Source organism: Pantoea sp. ICBG 985 (genome assembly GCF_002928365.1).
Taxonomy (GTDB): Bacteria; Pseudomonadota; Gammaproteobacteria; order Enterobacterales; family Enterobacteriaceae; genus Pantoea; species Pantoea dispersa.
In genome coordinates, this window is record NZ_POWM01000001.1 from 83,496 (window position 1) to 97,645 (window position 14,150).

Below are 14,150 nucleotides of genomic sequence, written 5' to 3' on the forward strand. Positions count from 1 at the left end.
ATTGAGAAAAACTGAACGGTTAACTGATGCGTGATTTGCCACCCCTGAATGCCTTGCTGGCGTTTGAATATGTCGCCCGTAGCGGCAGCGTGCGGGCAGCGGCTGATGGCCTGTCGGTGACGCCAGGCGCGGTGAGTCGTCAGATTCGTCTGCTGGAAGAGTACTTTGGCACGGCGCTGTTTCAGCGTCAGGGGCGCGGGCTGGTACTGACGCTGCCCGGCAATGCCTATTTTCTGCAAATCAGCCAGCACCTCGACGGTATTCGCCAGGCGAGCGCCACGCTGCAGCGCAATGCCGGCCGCACGGTCATCCGGCTGCACTCCTTCACCACCTTCGCCACCCGCTGGCTGATTCCGCGGCTGGCACAGTTTCAGCTGGCGCATCCGGCGATTGACGTGCGCCTGACGACCGCGTCGGAATGGGACGATACGGTGGATTGCGACGCGGCGATTCGGCTTGGTGACGGTACGTGGCCGCAGCAGCACGCCACGCCGCTGGTGAAAAACGTGCTGGTGCCGGTGTGCCGTCCGACGGCTGACCGGCGCGCCAGCATGCATCTGGCCGGGCTGGCGCAGCATACCCTGCTGCTGGTGCGCGGACGTCCTGATGACTGGCAACGCTGGTGCGAAGCATTTGGCGTGGAAATGGAAGCGCTGCCGCACCGGCGGCAGATGGAAAGTTCGGCGCTGGCCTATCAGGCCGCCATTGAAGGGCAGGGGATTGCGCTGGCGCAGCGCGTGCTGGTGGAAGCGGAGCTGAAGGCGGGCACGCTGATCGCCATGGAGGATTACCAGCTGGACTGTGGCCGGCACACCTATTACCTGGTGCGCCCGCAGGAGAGCGTTAAGGCTGCTACGCTACAGCAGCTGGAGCAGTGGCTGGTCACGCAGGATGACGGCGATCAGGCGTTATGAACGGCGAAATGGTCCATCTGCCACGGAGGCGCGCTCAATCAGCCGTCCGCTGAAGGGCGGCAGGGGCGCAATCGCTTCGCCCTCCAGCATCGCCACCAGCTGCGCCAGCGTGTGCTGAATCATCTCCGCCACCGGCACGTGAACCGTCGTGAGCGGCGGCAGGAAAAATTCGGCCATGCGAATATCATCAAAGCCCATCAGCGATACATCCTGCGGCAGCCGTTTGCCCGCCGCATTCAGCGCCAGCGCGGCACCAATCGCCATATCGTCATTGCTTGCCATCAGCGCGCTGAACGGTACGCCGGCGCTCAGCAGCTGGCGTGCCGCTGCCTGACCACTCTCCGGCGTCCACGCGCCCGGCAGTACGCGCGCTGCTTCATACGGCAGCTGATGATCGGCCAGCGCCTGCTGATAGCCAGACAGGCGCGCGTCGGCGGTGGGCGATCCCGCCAGTCCGGTGATAAACGCGATGTCATGGTGACCGCGCGCAATCAGGTAGTTCACCGCATCGCGGGTATTTTGCTGGTGCGAAGCCCAGACGCAGTTCGCCGCGTGCTGCGTCAGACGGCGATTAACCACCATGATCGGGATATCGTGCTGGTCGATGATCGCTTCCAGCGCGGCGGTGTCGAGAAAACGCGGGTAGATAATGATGGCGTCGCAGCGCAGATCGAGCAGAAACTCAATTGCCGCGCGCTCATCGTCAGCGCTGGTTTTGCCATCGGCGAGGATCAGCTGGCGGCCATAGTTGTTGGTCAGCGTGGCCGTCTGGTACAGCAGCTCGCTGAAATAGGGGCCGTTAAACAGCGAATGGGTGACGATCAGGCCGATATTCTGCGATTTTTGCGTCGCCAGACTGCGCGCCAGCAGATTCGGGCGGTAGCCGGTTTCCTCTATCGCCTGAAACACTTTCTGCTGCGTGGATTTGCTGACATAGCGGTTGCCCGCCAGCACGCGCGACACGGTGGCTTTAGAAACGCCCGCTTTGCGGGCCACATCCAGCATAGTAATCATCAGCGCTTCGACCATCATTCCTGCAGGCTAAAAAGCGATAGTACCTGAAAATGCAGGGAAATTAATGGCATCGTTAGCAAACAGTGAGGGGGATCAGGCGTAGAACCAGGCGGGCAGGATGGCGATCAGGTTATTCAGCGTATGCAGAAAAATCGGCAGCGCCAGGCTGTTGCTGCGCAGACGCGCGTAGCACAGCAGCAGCGAGAACAGCGTCAGCGCAACGATGGTTTCCCAGTGCACGTATTGCGTGTGCAACGCGGCGAACAGCAGCGAAGTAAGCAACATGCAGGCAAAACGGCTTTTGGGCGCCCACAGCAAAAACGCCTGCAGCAGAAAACCGCGGAACAGCACCTCTTCAAACACCGGCGCCAGCAGCACGGCGGTGAGCAGCAGAATCAGCATTGAGCTGCGTCCCTGCTGGCTCTGTTCAATCAGCCAGCCTTCCGGCTGCAGGAACTGCGTCTGCGCCACCATCAGCACAAACAGCGCGCCGATAAACAGCAGTGCCTGGCCGGGACGCAGAAAGCCCAGAGGAATGTCGCTGCGGCGCTGGCAGTAGAAACGGTACAGGGGATAAATCACGGCAAATTCAAACAGGCACAGCACTGGCACCAGCAAGCCGTTATTGCGCAGCGTCCCATAATTGGGAAACAGCGTAATCAGCATGGTCACGAGGTAATAAACCACAAAGCTACCCACGTAAAACAGGGTCAACGTAACTTTGTCGGATTGGGTGTCCATAGGCGACTCAGCGGGCAGAGGAAGACGCATAGTAGCAACGGCGATCGGTGCTGTCGAGGTGCGTTTGCGGAGATTTTCGCCGGTTCAGATACGCCACAATCGCGGCGCTAACCGACCGCCTCATCACAGGCGTTACGCGGCATGGCAGCTTGCGCTTTCATCGCTGGCGAGCAGGCGGAGAGGGAACCTAATGACCTGTCTGGCGCGGAGGATGCCGCTGGCACCGTTTGGTGCACAACGGCAGAGAGAAAATTAACGAGGCTTAACGCACCCGGACGGCCACGAAGGTCATCACGATGGCGAAGCCGATAAAAATAGCCAGTTCCATCATTATCTCCTCAGAAAAGTCTTAGATAATTGTAGCGTCTGCCCGGGTGATTTTTAGACACAGCGTGCGATTAATCCGAAAATGTGAGCAGGAAATCGCGCCTTTTGTCACGCAATGCGACCAGTCTGCTGGAAAAATTTTCGCATCGGCGGCACGCTTTGTTACTCTCAGGAACCGCTTGTTCATTATCCAGGAGGAGAAAATTGTGAACCATTATGGAAAAGCGCTGCTGCTGACGGCGATGCTCGCCTTAACGGCCTGTCAGTCAGCCAGTAAAACTGATAGCAGTCACGCCGTCAGCCACGATCCGGAAACCGACCAGTGCGGTGCCTCGCAGTATCAGAACTACCTCGGTCAGCCGCTGAGCGCGCTTGATACCCAGCGCTTTGCCGTACCGGTGCGTGCGATTCCGTGGAACGGTGCCGCCACCATGGACTTCAATCTGCGCCGCCTGAATTTCCTCGGCGATCAGAACGGGAAAATTTCCCGGGTTTACTGCGGGTAACACCAAACGGACACGGCATTGTCATCGGGCTGTCACGGCGGCGGGCGAGGATAGCTGCGCATTACGGAGATTTCCTCGTCACTCTCGAATATGCAATGCTCGTCTTGTTTCTTCCCGCTACGGCGGGAATTTTTTTCGCTATAACCTGCCTGCTGCGCCATATTGCCCCCGCCATAGCGCGCGATGAATCGCGGTTTTGCGGCGCCTGGCGTACAGGCAGCAATCACAGACTGACCTTACAGGAGTGACGATGAAATACCTGACCCGAACGCTGTGTTTGACGCTGCTGCTCAGCCCGCTGGCGCAGGCCTCAAGCGAGGCGGCATGGCAGCAACACGATAAAAACCTGCAGCAGGCGTGTGTGCAGGCCAGCGGTCTGAAAGCGGTGAAAGTGGTGGGCAAGCCGATCATGTACGACGACAGCGTTGGCTACGATGCGCTGTTGCTCGAAGGCCGCTATCCGCAAAAGCACATGAAAAATCAGCTGGGGCGGGAACTGTGCCTGTATCAGCGTCAGAGCGGTAAAGCAGTGGTCAGCGAAGCCGACCAGCTGCGGGTGGTGAAATAATCTCCGGGACCGCTATTTTTGCGGTCCTGCTTCTAACAGCTGCGCCAGCAGGTTGCGGTAACTCTGCAGGCGCTGTTCATCGCCTTCCACTTCCAGCCGGGTAATCACGCGGGCAATCACCGCTTTATTGGTGGCGGGCTGGCCATCATCCATCAGCTCGCGCATGATGGCGGCCAGCAAATCGCTCTCGTGCGGCGCGTGCCAGGCGGGGCTGTTGAAATAGTCGGTAATCGCCCGACTGGCGCTGTCATGGTGCGTTCTCATAGCCGACCTCCGCAGAGACAACGAAGCCTGCCACCCACGACGGGCAGCAACTGAAAACCTGAATTAAGCATGCGGACTGTCCAGGACGGGCAGCGCCTCGCCAGTGATAACTGGTGATTTTTTAAACATAGATGCGGTGTGGAATATTGTCAGTAACGAATCGTCATATTTTTTCACGTTTGCCGTCTCTCGCGATGCGCTTATCGGGCCTTATGCCAGGTAACCGCACATAAAGACACTACAAAAGTGAGGCATCGCCCTATTTGCTGTGAGCAGAATCACGCCCGGCAGCGAAAAACTGCGTTTTCATCCTGATGCCATGTTTTGCCGTCCGGTAATGTTACGAGGTTGTTAGACTGAACCCTCGTTTCATTTTTTCTGACATCTGCGCTCATGCTACGCTCCATCGAATCCTGGAAGATCAATCTGATATCCGTCTGGTTTGGCTGCTTTTTTACCGGCCTGGCCATTAGTCAGATCATTCCTTTCCTGCCGCTTTACGTGGAAGAGCTGGGTATCCGTGGCGGCAACGCGCTCAGTATCTGGTCAGGCCTGACCTTCAGTGTCACCTTTATTGTTTCTGCCGCCGTGGCGCCGCTGTGGGGCAGCCTTGCCGATCGCAAAGGGCGCAAGCTGATGCTGCTGCGCGCTTCGTTTGGCATGGGCGCGGTGATTCTGCTGCAGGCGTTTGTCACTCAGGCGTGGCAGCTGTTGCTGCTGCGCGCGCTGATGGGACTGACGTCCGGTTATATTCCCAACGCCATGGCGCTGGTGGCCGCGCAGGTGCCGCGTGAGCGCAGCGGCTGGGCGCTGAGCTGCGTGTCGACCGGACAAATTGGCGGCGTGATCCTCGGGCCGATGATTGGCGGTCTGCTGGCCGACTGGCTGGGCCTGCGCATGGTGTTTATCGTTACCGCGGTACTGCTGATGGTCAGCTTTCTGGTGACGCTGTTTCTGATTAAGGAGACCGGCTACACGCCGGTGAGCAAGCAGGACAAACTGAGCGGACGCGAAGTAATGCGCAGCCTCGATAATCCACGTCTGATGTTCTGCCTGTTCGTCACCACCATGGTGATTCAGATGTGTAACGGTTCGGTGAATCCTATCCTGACGCTGTTCGTGCGTGAGCTGGCGCCGGATGCGCAGAATATCGCGTTTCTCAGTGGTGTGATTGCCGCGCTGCCCGGCGTGTCGGCACTCATCGCCGCACCGCGTCTCGGCAAACTCGGCGATCGCATCGGTACCCAGCGTATTTTGCTGGCGACCATGATCGCCTCGCTGCTGCTGCTGATTGCCATGTCGTTTGTCACCAGCGCCACGCAGCTGGGCGTCCTGCGCTTTCTGCTCGGCTTTGCCGATGGCGCGATGATGCCGGCGGTGCAAACCCTGCTGGTGCGTCATTCACGCGATAACGTCACCGGCCGTATTTTTGGTTATAACCAGTCTTTCATGTACCTCGGTAACGTCGCCGGACCGCTGCTGGGCGCAGCGGTCTCTGCCGCCACCGGTTACCGCTGGGTATTCTTCGCTACCGCAGTCGTCGTCCTGCTCAACGTGCTGTTGCTGCAGCGCTTCTATCGCCGGCCAAAAACCGAGCTGAAACCCCTTAGCCCGGCGGCCGCCACTAAGCCGGCTGACGCAGCGTCAGCGCATAGTGCCAGCGCTGCTGAGAAAGCAAAAACTCCGGGCTGACGCTCGGGCTCCACGAATCGTCGCCGCCGACGCCCATATGGAAGCCGTCGAGATGCAGCCAGCAGCCGGGTTCGTCCTGCAGCAAATGGCGGTGTGAGGTGGCGCGCAGCTGCTCAAGGCTGTGGCGGCTGAGCGAGAAGGCAAAGTCGCCGCTGATCTGCCAGCTGCCGCTATCCAGCTGGCGCGTGCCGCAGCGCAAGCCATTCTCACCCGGAAAGACGTAGCCGGTGCTGAGCGCCGCCAGCGGCAGCTGCCAGCGTGAAAACTGCGCCGCCAGCTGGCGATCCGGATAGTTTTCATGAGGCCCCAGTCCCAGCCAGCTCACCTGGTGCGGGACCTGAGCCAGCTGGCAGCGCAGGCCGATGCGCGCGGGCGGCGGCAGACCAGCGGCCTGTTGTACATCGACGCTGATAGTCAGTTCGCCATCGCCGCTAATGCCATAACGCTTATGGCTGGTAAACAGGTGCTGACCCTCACCCAGTACGCGATGCCAGGTTTCAATCTGCACGCCGTGCTGCAGGCTGTCGACCTGCATCGCCAGCAGCTCTGTTTGCAGCCGATCATAGCCCGCGCGTTTCCAGCGCTCGACCCAGGCGTTGGGGTCGATATTGGCAGCTTCGCTGGTGCCGATATCATTATCGATCGGTGCGCGAATAAAGCACTCCTCCAGCGGTGTCAGCATGGTTTCACGATCGTTCACCCACCACTGCAGCAGCGCGCCGCTGCGGCGACAGAAGTGCCAGCGCTGCGTGGGCAGCTCCACCGCCACCAGATTGTGATTGGTTTCCAGCTGGGGCGCGCAGGCGCTGAGCGGCGGCAACGTAACCGGCAGTGCGGCCGGCAGCGCCCACTGATCCCAGGCCACGCGATGATCCGCCTCAGACCAGGGCGTGGCGGCGATCTGATGCACCGCGAGGTTGAGCCACGCTTCACCCTGCAGCGTTTCAGGCGCGGGCACGGTAAAGGTGTGGCTGCCTTCGGCATCGAGATCCAGCACCCATTCACCGCGCGCGAGGGTTACACCGTCCTGCTCAATCCACCAGCGCAGCCGTTCGTTGTCGCTGCGGCGGAATAAATATTCGCTGGTGACGGTCACGCGATACGCATCGCCGGGATCGCGCGTAAACCGGAAAAACTGCTGGGCGCGCTGTGCTTCAAACAGCGCCGGATGCGGCGTGCGATCGGCAAACACCAGCCCGTTCATGCAGAACTGGCGATCGTTGGGCGTGTCACCGAAATCGCCGCCGTACGCCTGCCACGGCTGGCCGTGTTCGTCATAGCGCGTCAGGCTTTGATCGACCCAGTCCCAGACGAAGCCACCCTGCAGCCGCGGAAACTGGCGAAATGCCTGCCAGTATTTGGCAAAGCCACCAAAGCTGTTTCCCATCGCATGGGCGTATTCACACAGGATAAGCGGACGCGCTTCATCCGGCAGGCTGATCCATTTTTTCAGTGACCACTTCGGCACCGCCGGGAAGGGCTGGTCCTGATCGACGCGCGCATACATCGGGCACAGAATATCGGTGGCCGCCGTGTTGGCACCGCCGCCCTCATACTGTACCGGGCGCGTGCTATCGCTGCTTTTCACCCAGCGGTACAGCGCATCGTGCGTGCTGCCGTGGCCGGACTCATTGCCCAGCGACCAGATGATGATGCAGGCATGGTTACGATCGCGTTGCACCATGCGCGTTACGCGTTCGCTATAGGCGGCAAACCAGCGCGGGTCGTCGGAGAGGCGGTTCATCGGCTGCATGCCGTGCGTTTCGATATTGGCTTCGTCAACCACGTACAGGCCGTACTCATCGCACAGCCGATACCACAGCGGATGATTAGGATAGTGAGCGCAGCGCACCGCGTTAAAGTTGTGGCGCTTCATCAGTTCAATGTCCTGACGCATGCTGGCTTCATCCACCACCTGACCGCGCTCGGGATGGTGCTCATGACGATTAACGCCGCGTATCAGCAGCGGCTTGCCGTTGAGGCACAGCTGGCCGTGCTCAATGCTGACGCGACGGAAACCCACATCATAAGCTTCGGCTTCGATCACCTCGCCGGCATCATCAAGCAGCGTGACTACCGCGCGGTAGAGATGAGGCATTTCGGCGCTCCACAACAGCGGTTGCCGCACCGGCAACACCAGCAGGGTACGTTCCGGATAGTGTCCACGTTCATCAATGATGGCGCTGCCCGGCGGCTGTTCGTGCTGCGCAATACAGTCGCCGTTGCGCCATAGCGTGACGCGTACCCGACACTGACTGAGCGGGCGCGTGCCGGCATGGATTTTGACACTCACCCGTAAATCGCCGCGCAGATATTCCGGGCTGAGCGCGGTTTCGAGCTGCACATCGCTCAGGCGGGTGTCCGGTTTGTGCAGCAGCGTCACGTCGCGGAAAATGCCGCTCATGCGCCACATGTCCTGATCTTCCAGATAACTGCCGTCGCTCCAGCGCAGCACCATGACCGCCAGACGGTTGTTTCCCGGCTGCAGCGCGTGGCTGAGATCAAATTCGGCGGGTAAGCGGCTATCCTGCGAATAGCCCATCCACTGTCCGTTGCACCACAAATGAAAGGCCGAGCTGACACCATCGAAGATGATGCGCGTCTGTCCCTGGCTTAACCAGCCGTCATCAACTTTAAATGTGAGCGAGTAACATCCGGTGGGGTTCTCACGTGGCACCAAAGGGGGATTGACCGGAATGGGATACTGCACGTTGGTATAAATGGGCGCGTCGTAGCCGTGCAACTGCCAGTTGGCAGGCACCGGCAGCGTTGCGGCGTCCGGTAAGTCCTGTAGCAGCCAGCTGTGCGGCACCGCTTCCGGCGCGGTAAAATAGCTGAAGGCCCACTGACCATTCAGCCGCTGCTGCGCAGGTGAGGAATGGCCATCGCGCGCGCTGACTTCATCGCGCCAGCTGGCAAAGGGTGGATGCGCGTCCAGGCGATGCAGGTTGGTAATAACCGGGTTTTCCCAGTCACGGCGCGCCAGCACTTCACTCAGAGAAACAGCCGCTAAGGTCATAGTGAGATCTCATTAATTGTATTGCGCTCACATTGCGTGAAATAGCGTTAGCTGTAAAGACGCAGCGCGCAATTTTGTTACTGCGCGCACAGCGAGCAGCACTGACGTTTGCGGCACAGCGTTCGCTGTAACTTAAGCTGGCGTATTGCGCGGTCTGTGAGGCTTTTTTAGCGGTTTCTTGCCACTAAAACGTTAAGCGTGGTGAGCAGGCATGAATAGCGCCGGGTTGCGGAGCATTCTGTATTGTCGTGTTAACCGCCGCTTCATACACTCAGCGCAATTTCAGCAACCTGAGGTAAATATGATCCGTGTCGTTAAGCTCGCTGCCGTTGTGGCGCTGGTGTCCGCGTTAAGCGGTTGTCTTTTTCCGCCGCCGGGCGGCGGAGGAGGAGGTTGGGGTGGTCCTGGCGGTGGCGGTCCCGGCCATGGGTATCAGGGGCCGCGTTAATTTAGCGCCAGTGCATAATTAATGCAGCGATGCGAAACGTTTTATCTGCGGCGTATTTTGTCAGTGAAACGTTTCGCCGTTATATATTGAATTTCAGCCACTTTTTTTACGCTTCGGCTAACCATTATTTTTCCTCTGGCCGGCAAAAATTCTTGTTGTTTTAATCCTGCCAATGCTAATTTTTGTTTTCCCATTCTGACTGAGTCCATCGCATGAAAAACCTGATTGCGGAACTCCTGCTTAAGCTGGCAGAAAAAGAAGAAGAGTCTAAAGAATTAGTGGTCCAGGTTGAGGCGCTGGAAATCGTGCTCACCGCCATGCTGCGCAGACTGGATGCCGCCCAGGTTAGCGACATCGCGGCGGGTATTGATCGCGCGATGCCGCCCGCCGCTTCCGTGCAGGAAAATCCGGACGCGCTGATGCTGCGCAATTACGTCGAAAAGTTGCTCAACCACCCGCGTGAATAATCCCGCCGTACGCGCATAGATTTTTTTCCGCTTTGCTTATTCCGTGCCATGCTTAACAGGCAATAATCACGCGGAGAAACCGGCAATGAAATCGTGTCTTGTGGCAATAATGGCAGCAGGCCTGCTGCTGGCTGGCGGTGCGGGCGCGGCGGAGAAAACCGCGCAGCAGGAAAAAATGACGCTGTGTAATCAGCATGCAGGCGCGCAAAATCTGAAAGGCGATGCGCGTAAAAGCTTTATGAGCGAATGCCTGAAGAAAGACAGCAAAATGGGCAATATGACGCCGCAGCAGATGAAAATGAAAAGCTGTAATAACGAAGCAGGAGAGAAAAAACTCAGCGGCGATGCGCGTAAAACCTTTATGAGCAGCTGTCTGAAGAAGAGTGCTTAAACCTCTGGCGGCCTGCGGGCCGCTTTTTTGTGTCCGCACTCGCAGGGTTAATGCGCGACGTATTTTTTCTGTCATAAACGGCACGCGTTGCCAAAACTTTACAAAATCCTTACATAAAATTCCATTTCTCCCCATCCAGTCTCTCTGGCGCTTAACCGTGGCCAGAGCGGCTTTACGTGCAACATAAGGAACCTGTTGTATGGTCGCTGCGATCATTATTGGTGTATTTATTATTAGTGTGCTTTACGCCCACTCACGCGGCGTGGAAAAGCAAAAGTTTTCCCGTCAGTTATTTGATCACTCCACTTTTATGGCGCCGATCAATATGTTTATGACCGGGCTGTCGCGACTGCCGGCTAAACAGCCCTATTTTCCGGTTGAGGATTTTCCTGAGCTGCGTCAGCTGACCGATAACTGGCAGGTGATTCGCGATGAAGCCATTCGCCTGCAGGATCACATTAAAGCGGCGCAGACGCATAACGATGCCGGATTTAATACCTTCTTCAAGCGTGGCTGGAAGCGTTTCTATTTAAAATGGTATAGCGATGCACATCCGTCAGCGCGCGAACTCTGTCCGGTAACCACCGAACTGGTGAGCAACATTCCCGGCGTTAAAGCGGCCATGTTTGCTGAACTGCCGCCGGGCAGCCATCTGGGCAAACACCGCGATCCTTATGCCGGTTCGGTGCGCTATCACCTCGGGCTGCAAACGCCGAACGACGATCGCTGCTTTATTGAAGTGGATCGTCAGCGCCACAGCTGGCGCGACGGTCAGGCGGTGATCTTCGACGAAACTTACGTGCACTGGGCGCAGAATGAAAGCGAGCAGACGCGTATCATCCTGTTTTGCGATATCGAGCGGCCAATGAAATGGCGCTGGGCGCAGGCGGTCAACCATTGGGTGGGCTCGACGTTAATGTCAGCAGCGGCATCGCCCAACGACGAAAACGATCGTACCGGCTTCCTCAACCGCATCTTCAAATACGTTTATGCGCTGCGCGATGCCGGTCAAAACCTGAAGAAACGCAATCGCCGGTTGTATTACTGGGTCAAACATGGACTGATTGTGGCGATTTTCGCGCTGATCATCGTGCCCAGCGTCTTCTTCTGATCCTTTCGTGCCGCTTAAAACGGCGGTTTAACAGTCAGTTAACCGCCGTTTCGCTTTGTTTCTCCTGCTAAATCCTCACGCTTTGCCACACTTACTCTTTGTAAGGAATTGTCGTATCAGACGAATAACCCCGAAGGAGGCGAACCGTGAGCTATCAATCTGTCGTGGAACTCAAGGCGCTGGCGCAGCGTAAACCCACTAAAGTGACCGTCGGCGAAACGGATATGGTGCTGATTCGCGACGGCGACCGCGTGCAGGCGCTGCAGGCAAAATGTCCGCACGCGGGCGCACCGCTGGAGCAGGGCGCAGTGTGCGGCGACAAACTGGTGTGTCCGTGGCATAAGGCGGTGTTTGAGCTGCGCGATGGCAAAATGTGCGAGCCGCTGGCGCTGGCCAATCTCAAACGCTATCCGGTGCGCATTGAACAGGGGCAGGTGCTGATCAATCCGCAGGCGATGTCGCCAGCCAGTGCGCCGGTGGCCCAGGGTGAAGCGCCGGTGTGCGTGATTCTCGGCTCTGGCGCGGCGGGCAGTGCTGCGATCTGGACGCTGCGCGATGAAGGCTTTAGCGGTCGTATTGTGCGTATCGAGCGTGAAAGCGACGCACCTTACGATCGCACCACGCTGAGTAAATTTGTCCCCTCCGGCAAGATGGCCATCAATGAGGTACCAAAGCTGCTGAAACAGGATGTGCTGGGCCCGGTGGTGTGGCTACAGGGGGAGGTGGTGCAGCTGAAGGCGCAGGAGCAGACGCTGGTGCTGAAAGACGGGCAGCTGGTGAAGTTTGACCAGTTGCTGATCGCGACCGGCGGCGTGCCGCAGCCGCTTGATATCCCGGGCAAGGATCTGGATGGCGTGCATTTGCTGCGTTCACTGCGCCAGGCCGACACGCTGATTTCGCAGGTGGATGAAGCGCAGCAGCTGGTGATTATCGGTAACAGTTTTATCGGTATGGAAGTGGCCGGTGCGCTGCGTAACCGCGACATTGATGTCACGGTGGTGGCGCGTCATCCGCTGCCGTTTGCCAGCCAGTTCGGCGAAGAGATTGGCCGTCATTTTTATGAGCTGCACCGCAGCAACGGCGTGAAATTTGTCGAGGGTGAACCGGAAGCGCTGACCGGCGAAGGCGCAGTGAGTGGCGTGCGGCTCAAAGGTGGCAAAACCGTGCCAGCCAGCCAGGTGCTGTTTGCCACCGGCATTGTGCCGGCCACCCATTTTATTCACGACCTGCCCTTACAGAAGGATGGCAGCCTGCTGGCCGACAGTCAGCTGCGGGTCAGTGAAAACATCTGGGTCGCGGGAGATATTGCCAGCTATCTCACGCCGCGTGGCGTGCAGCGCATTGAGCACTATCGCGTGGCGCATCAGCAGGGGCGCATTGCCGCGCTGAATATGCTGGGCAAACGCATCATGTACGATCGCGTGCCGTTCTTCTGGACTGCGCATTACGGCACCCGCTATGAGTATCTGGGGCATGCAGAGGAGTGGGATGATTATCGCCTGCTGGGATCGCTGCAGGACAAACGCTTCATCGCTTTTTACTGCCAGCAGGGCATGATTGCGGCAGTGTGTTCAGCCGGCATGTATACGCTCACCGCCGCGCTGGTGCATGAGATGCAGCAGCCAATGACGCTGGAACAAGGCCTGGCGCTGTTTGAAGCGTATCAGGGCTGATCCTGAAGCCAGCACCCAACAGTCCCCTCTCCCGCCTGCGGAAGAGACAAACGAGCACCCAACAGTCCCCTCTCCCGCCTGCGGGAGAGGGTTAGGGTGAGGGGAAACCCGCACCATCACTGCTTACTCAGCGCCTCGGACTTCGCCATGCACTGCTGCATCGCGCCCATCACCGCAGCGCGGAAGCCTTTTTCTTCCAGCACCTTCACCGCTTCAATGGTGGTGCCGCCCGGTGAGCACACCATATCTTTCAGTTCGCCAGGGTGTTTGCCGGTCTCCAGCACCATCTGGGCGGAACCTTTTACCGCCTGCGCCGCAAACTGATAAGCCTGCGCCCGCGGCATGCCGCCCAGCACGGCGGCATCTGCCATCGCTTCGATAAACATAAACACGTAAGCCGGTGCCGAGCCGCTGACACCCACCACGGCATGAATCAGATACTCGTTCACCACCGCCGCTTTGCCGAAGCTCTCAAAAATGGTCACCACCTCGTCCACTTCCTGCGGTTCTACCAGCACGTTCGGCGTAATAGAGGTCATGCCTTCGTTGACCAGCGACGGCGTATTCGGCATTACGCGGATGATTTTACGATCGTGACCGAGCACCGCCGCCAGCGAATCCAGCGTCACACCTGCGGCAATCGACACCACCAGCGCATCTTTCTTCAGCTGGCCGGCCAGATCCTTGAGCACTTTGAGAATCACGTTGGGTTTCACCGCGCCAAACAGAATGTCCACTTCACGTGCCAGACTCTCGACGCTTTCTGCCGCCGTCACGCCATACTGCTGCGCCATCGCCTGGTTGGTGTCGGGTTTTCGATCGTGCACCCAGATATTGGCCGGGGCGATCTGCCCGCTGTTCACCAGGCCGCTGATGATGGCTTTCGCCATATTGCCGCAGCCGACAAACCCGATTTTCTTCTCCAGCATCGCTTTATCCTTTACGTGGTTCGGTTTTCTCAGTGGGTTAGCTTACGTCAGCGGCGGTGAATAACAAGTCGCGCACAAATAACATT

The 14,150-nt window shown here is 58.4% G+C and carries 14 protein-coding genes; 8 read left to right on the forward strand and 6 right to left on the reverse strand.

From position 1 onward, the window contains the following. Positions 1 to 26 precede the first annotated feature (26 nt). Positions 27 to 914: a LysR substrate-binding domain-containing protein gene (locus C1Y42_RS00420; RefSeq protein ID WP_104092630.1), complete on the forward strand. Its 888-nt coding sequence runs from the start codon at positions 27 to 29 to the stop codon at positions 912 to 914. On the opposite strand, the gene C1Y42_RS00425 is transcribed toward C1Y42_RS00420, so the two are convergent. Beyond that, a complete protein-coding gene (locus C1Y42_RS00425; RefSeq protein WP_146068784.1) occupies positions 909 to 1,928 on the reverse strand; it encodes a LacI family DNA-binding transcriptional regulator in 1,020 nt (339 codons plus the stop codon). The two genes, C1Y42_RS00420 and C1Y42_RS00425, sit on opposite strands and share 6 nt — an antisense overlap. A gap of 93 nt (positions 1,929 to 2,021) precedes the next feature. Next, positions 2,022 to 2,669, reverse strand: coding sequence for a CPBP family intramembrane glutamic endopeptidase (locus tag C1Y42_RS00430; RefSeq protein ID WP_021507241.1), 648 nt, complete (start codon positions 2,667 to 2,669; stop codon positions 2,022 to 2,024). A 533-nt stretch (positions 2,670 to 3,202) separates the two neighbouring features. On the opposite strand from C1Y42_RS00430, the gene C1Y42_RS00435 reads away from it, so the two are divergent. Next, positions 3,203 to 3,502, forward strand: coding sequence for an I78 family peptidase inhibitor (locus tag C1Y42_RS00435; RefSeq protein ID WP_058758053.1), 300 nt, complete (start codon positions 3,203 to 3,205; stop codon positions 3,500 to 3,502). Positions 3,503 to 3,752: 250 nt separating this feature from the next. Next, a complete protein-coding gene (locus tag C1Y42_RS00440; RefSeq protein ID WP_021507239.1) occupies positions 3,753 to 4,070 on the forward strand; it encodes a hypothetical protein in 318 nt (105 codons plus the stop codon). 12 nt (positions 4,071 to 4,082) lie between these two features. Here C1Y42_RS00440 and C1Y42_RS00445 read toward each other — a convergent pair whose 3' ends face one another. Then, positions 4,083 to 4,334, reverse strand: a complete 252-nt coding sequence (locus C1Y42_RS00445) for a biofilm development regulator YmgB/AriR family protein (RefSeq protein WP_021313231.1) — start codon at positions 4,332 to 4,334, stop codon at positions 4,083 to 4,085. A 393-nt stretch (positions 4,335 to 4,727) separates the two neighbouring features. Here C1Y42_RS00445 and C1Y42_RS00450 point away from each other — a divergent pair, with 393 nt between their 5' ends. Next, positions 4,728 to 6,026 carry a multidrug efflux MFS transporter gene (locus C1Y42_RS00450; RefSeq protein ID WP_058775196.1) on the forward strand — a complete coding sequence of 433 codons (1,299 nt, stop codon included), beginning with the start codon at positions 4,728 to 4,730 and terminating at the stop codon, positions 6,024 to 6,026. Here C1Y42_RS00450 and C1Y42_RS00455 read toward each other — a convergent pair. Together C1Y42_RS00455 and C1Y42_RS23540 are read right to left on the reverse strand one after the other, a co-directional pair. Continuing rightward, positions 5,959 to 9,045 carry a beta-galactosidase gene (locus C1Y42_RS00455; RefSeq protein WP_104092632.1) on the reverse strand — a complete coding sequence of 1,029 codons (3,087 nt, stop codon included), beginning with the start codon at positions 9,043 to 9,045 and terminating at the stop codon, positions 5,959 to 5,961. The two genes, C1Y42_RS00450 and C1Y42_RS00455, sit on opposite strands and share 68 nt — an antisense overlap. A gap of 489 nt (positions 9,046 to 9,534) precedes the next feature. After that, positions 9,535 to 9,687 carry a hypothetical protein gene (locus tag C1Y42_RS23540; RefSeq protein WP_155519908.1) on the reverse strand — a complete coding sequence of 51 codons (153 nt, stop codon included), beginning with the start codon at positions 9,685 to 9,687 and terminating at the stop codon, positions 9,535 to 9,537. 18 nt (positions 9,688 to 9,705) lie between these two features. Here C1Y42_RS23540 and iraP point away from each other — a divergent pair, with 18 nt between their 5' ends. From iraP to C1Y42_RS00475, 4 genes are all read left to right on the forward strand, one after another. Further along, positions 9,706 to 9,960, forward strand: a complete 255-nt coding sequence (gene iraP / locus C1Y42_RS00460) for an anti-adapter protein IraP (RefSeq protein ID WP_021507236.1) — start codon at positions 9,706 to 9,708, stop codon at positions 9,958 to 9,960. 85 nt (positions 9,961 to 10,045) lie between these two features. Next, the gene (locus C1Y42_RS00465; protein ID WP_058775199.1) at positions 10,046 to 10,351 is read left to right on the forward strand and encodes a PsiF family protein; all 306 of its coding nucleotides are present in this window, start codon (positions 10,046 to 10,048) and stop codon (positions 10,349 to 10,351) included. Between the two features lie 199 nt (positions 10,352 to 10,550). After that, the gene (gene lpxO, locus C1Y42_RS00470; protein ID WP_021507234.1) at positions 10,551 to 11,462 is read left to right on the forward strand and encodes a lipid A hydroxylase LpxO; all 912 of its coding nucleotides are present in this window, start codon (positions 10,551 to 10,553) and stop codon (positions 11,460 to 11,462) included. A gap of 146 nt (positions 11,463 to 11,608) precedes the next feature. Then, the gene (locus C1Y42_RS00475; protein ID WP_104092633.1) at positions 11,609 to 13,135 is read left to right on the forward strand and encodes an FAD-dependent oxidoreductase; all 1,527 of its coding nucleotides are present in this window, start codon (positions 11,609 to 11,611) and stop codon (positions 13,133 to 13,135) included. Between the two features lie 116 nt (positions 13,136 to 13,251). Here C1Y42_RS00475 and proC read toward each other — a convergent pair whose 3' ends face one another. Next, the gene (gene proC / locus C1Y42_RS00480) at positions 13,252 to 14,064 is read right to left on the reverse strand and encodes a pyrroline-5-carboxylate reductase (RefSeq protein ID WP_021507232.1); all 813 of its coding nucleotides are present in this window, start codon (positions 14,062 to 14,064) and stop codon (positions 13,252 to 13,254) included. Between the last annotated feature and the right edge of the window lie 86 nt (positions 14,065 to 14,150).

What these genes read in the sequence shown, in the direction of transcription:
- C1Y42_RS00420 (WP_104092630.1), top strand. Translation starts at nt 27, where the DNA reads ATGCGTGATTTGCCACCCCTGAATGCCTTGCTGGCGTTTGAATATGTC.
- C1Y42_RS00425 (WP_146068784.1), bottom strand. Translation starts at nt 1,928, where the DNA reads ATGATTACTATGCTGGATGTGGCCCGCAAAGCGGGCGTTTCTAAAGCC.
- C1Y42_RS00430 (WP_021507241.1), bottom strand. Translation starts at nt 2,669, where the DNA reads ATGGACACCCAATCCGACAAAGTTACGTTGACCCTGTTTTACGTGGGT.
- C1Y42_RS00440 (WP_021507239.1), top strand. Translation starts at nt 3,753, where the DNA reads ATGAAATACCTGACCCGAACGCTGTGTTTGACGCTGCTGCTCAGCCCG.
- C1Y42_RS00445 (WP_021313231.1), bottom strand. Translation starts at nt 4,334, where the DNA reads ATGAGAACGCACCATGACAGCGCCAGTCGGGCGATTACCGACTATTTC.
- C1Y42_RS00450 (WP_058775196.1), top strand. Translation starts at nt 4,728, where the DNA reads ATGCTACGCTCCATCGAATCCTGGAAGATCAATCTGATATCCGTCTGG.
- C1Y42_RS00455 (WP_104092632.1), bottom strand. Translation starts at nt 9,045, where the DNA reads ATGACCTTAGCGGCTGTTTCTCTGAGTGAAGTGCTGGCGCGCCGTGAC.
- C1Y42_RS23540 (WP_155519908.1), bottom strand. Translation starts at nt 9,687, where the DNA reads ATGGGAAAACAAAAATTAGCATTGGCAGGATTAAAACAACAAGAATTT.
- iraP (WP_021507236.1), top strand. Translation starts at nt 9,706, where the DNA reads ATGAAAAACCTGATTGCGGAACTCCTGCTTAAGCTGGCAGAAAAAGAA.
- C1Y42_RS00465 (WP_058775199.1), top strand. Translation starts at nt 10,046, where the DNA reads ATGAAATCGTGTCTTGTGGCAATAATGGCAGCAGGCCTGCTGCTGGCT.
- lpxO (WP_021507234.1), top strand. Translation starts at nt 10,551, where the DNA reads ATGGTCGCTGCGATCATTATTGGTGTATTTATTATTAGTGTGCTTTAC.
- proC (WP_021507232.1), bottom strand. Translation starts at nt 14,064, where the DNA reads ATGCTGGAGAAGAAAATCGGGTTTGTCGGCTGCGGCAATATGGCGAAA.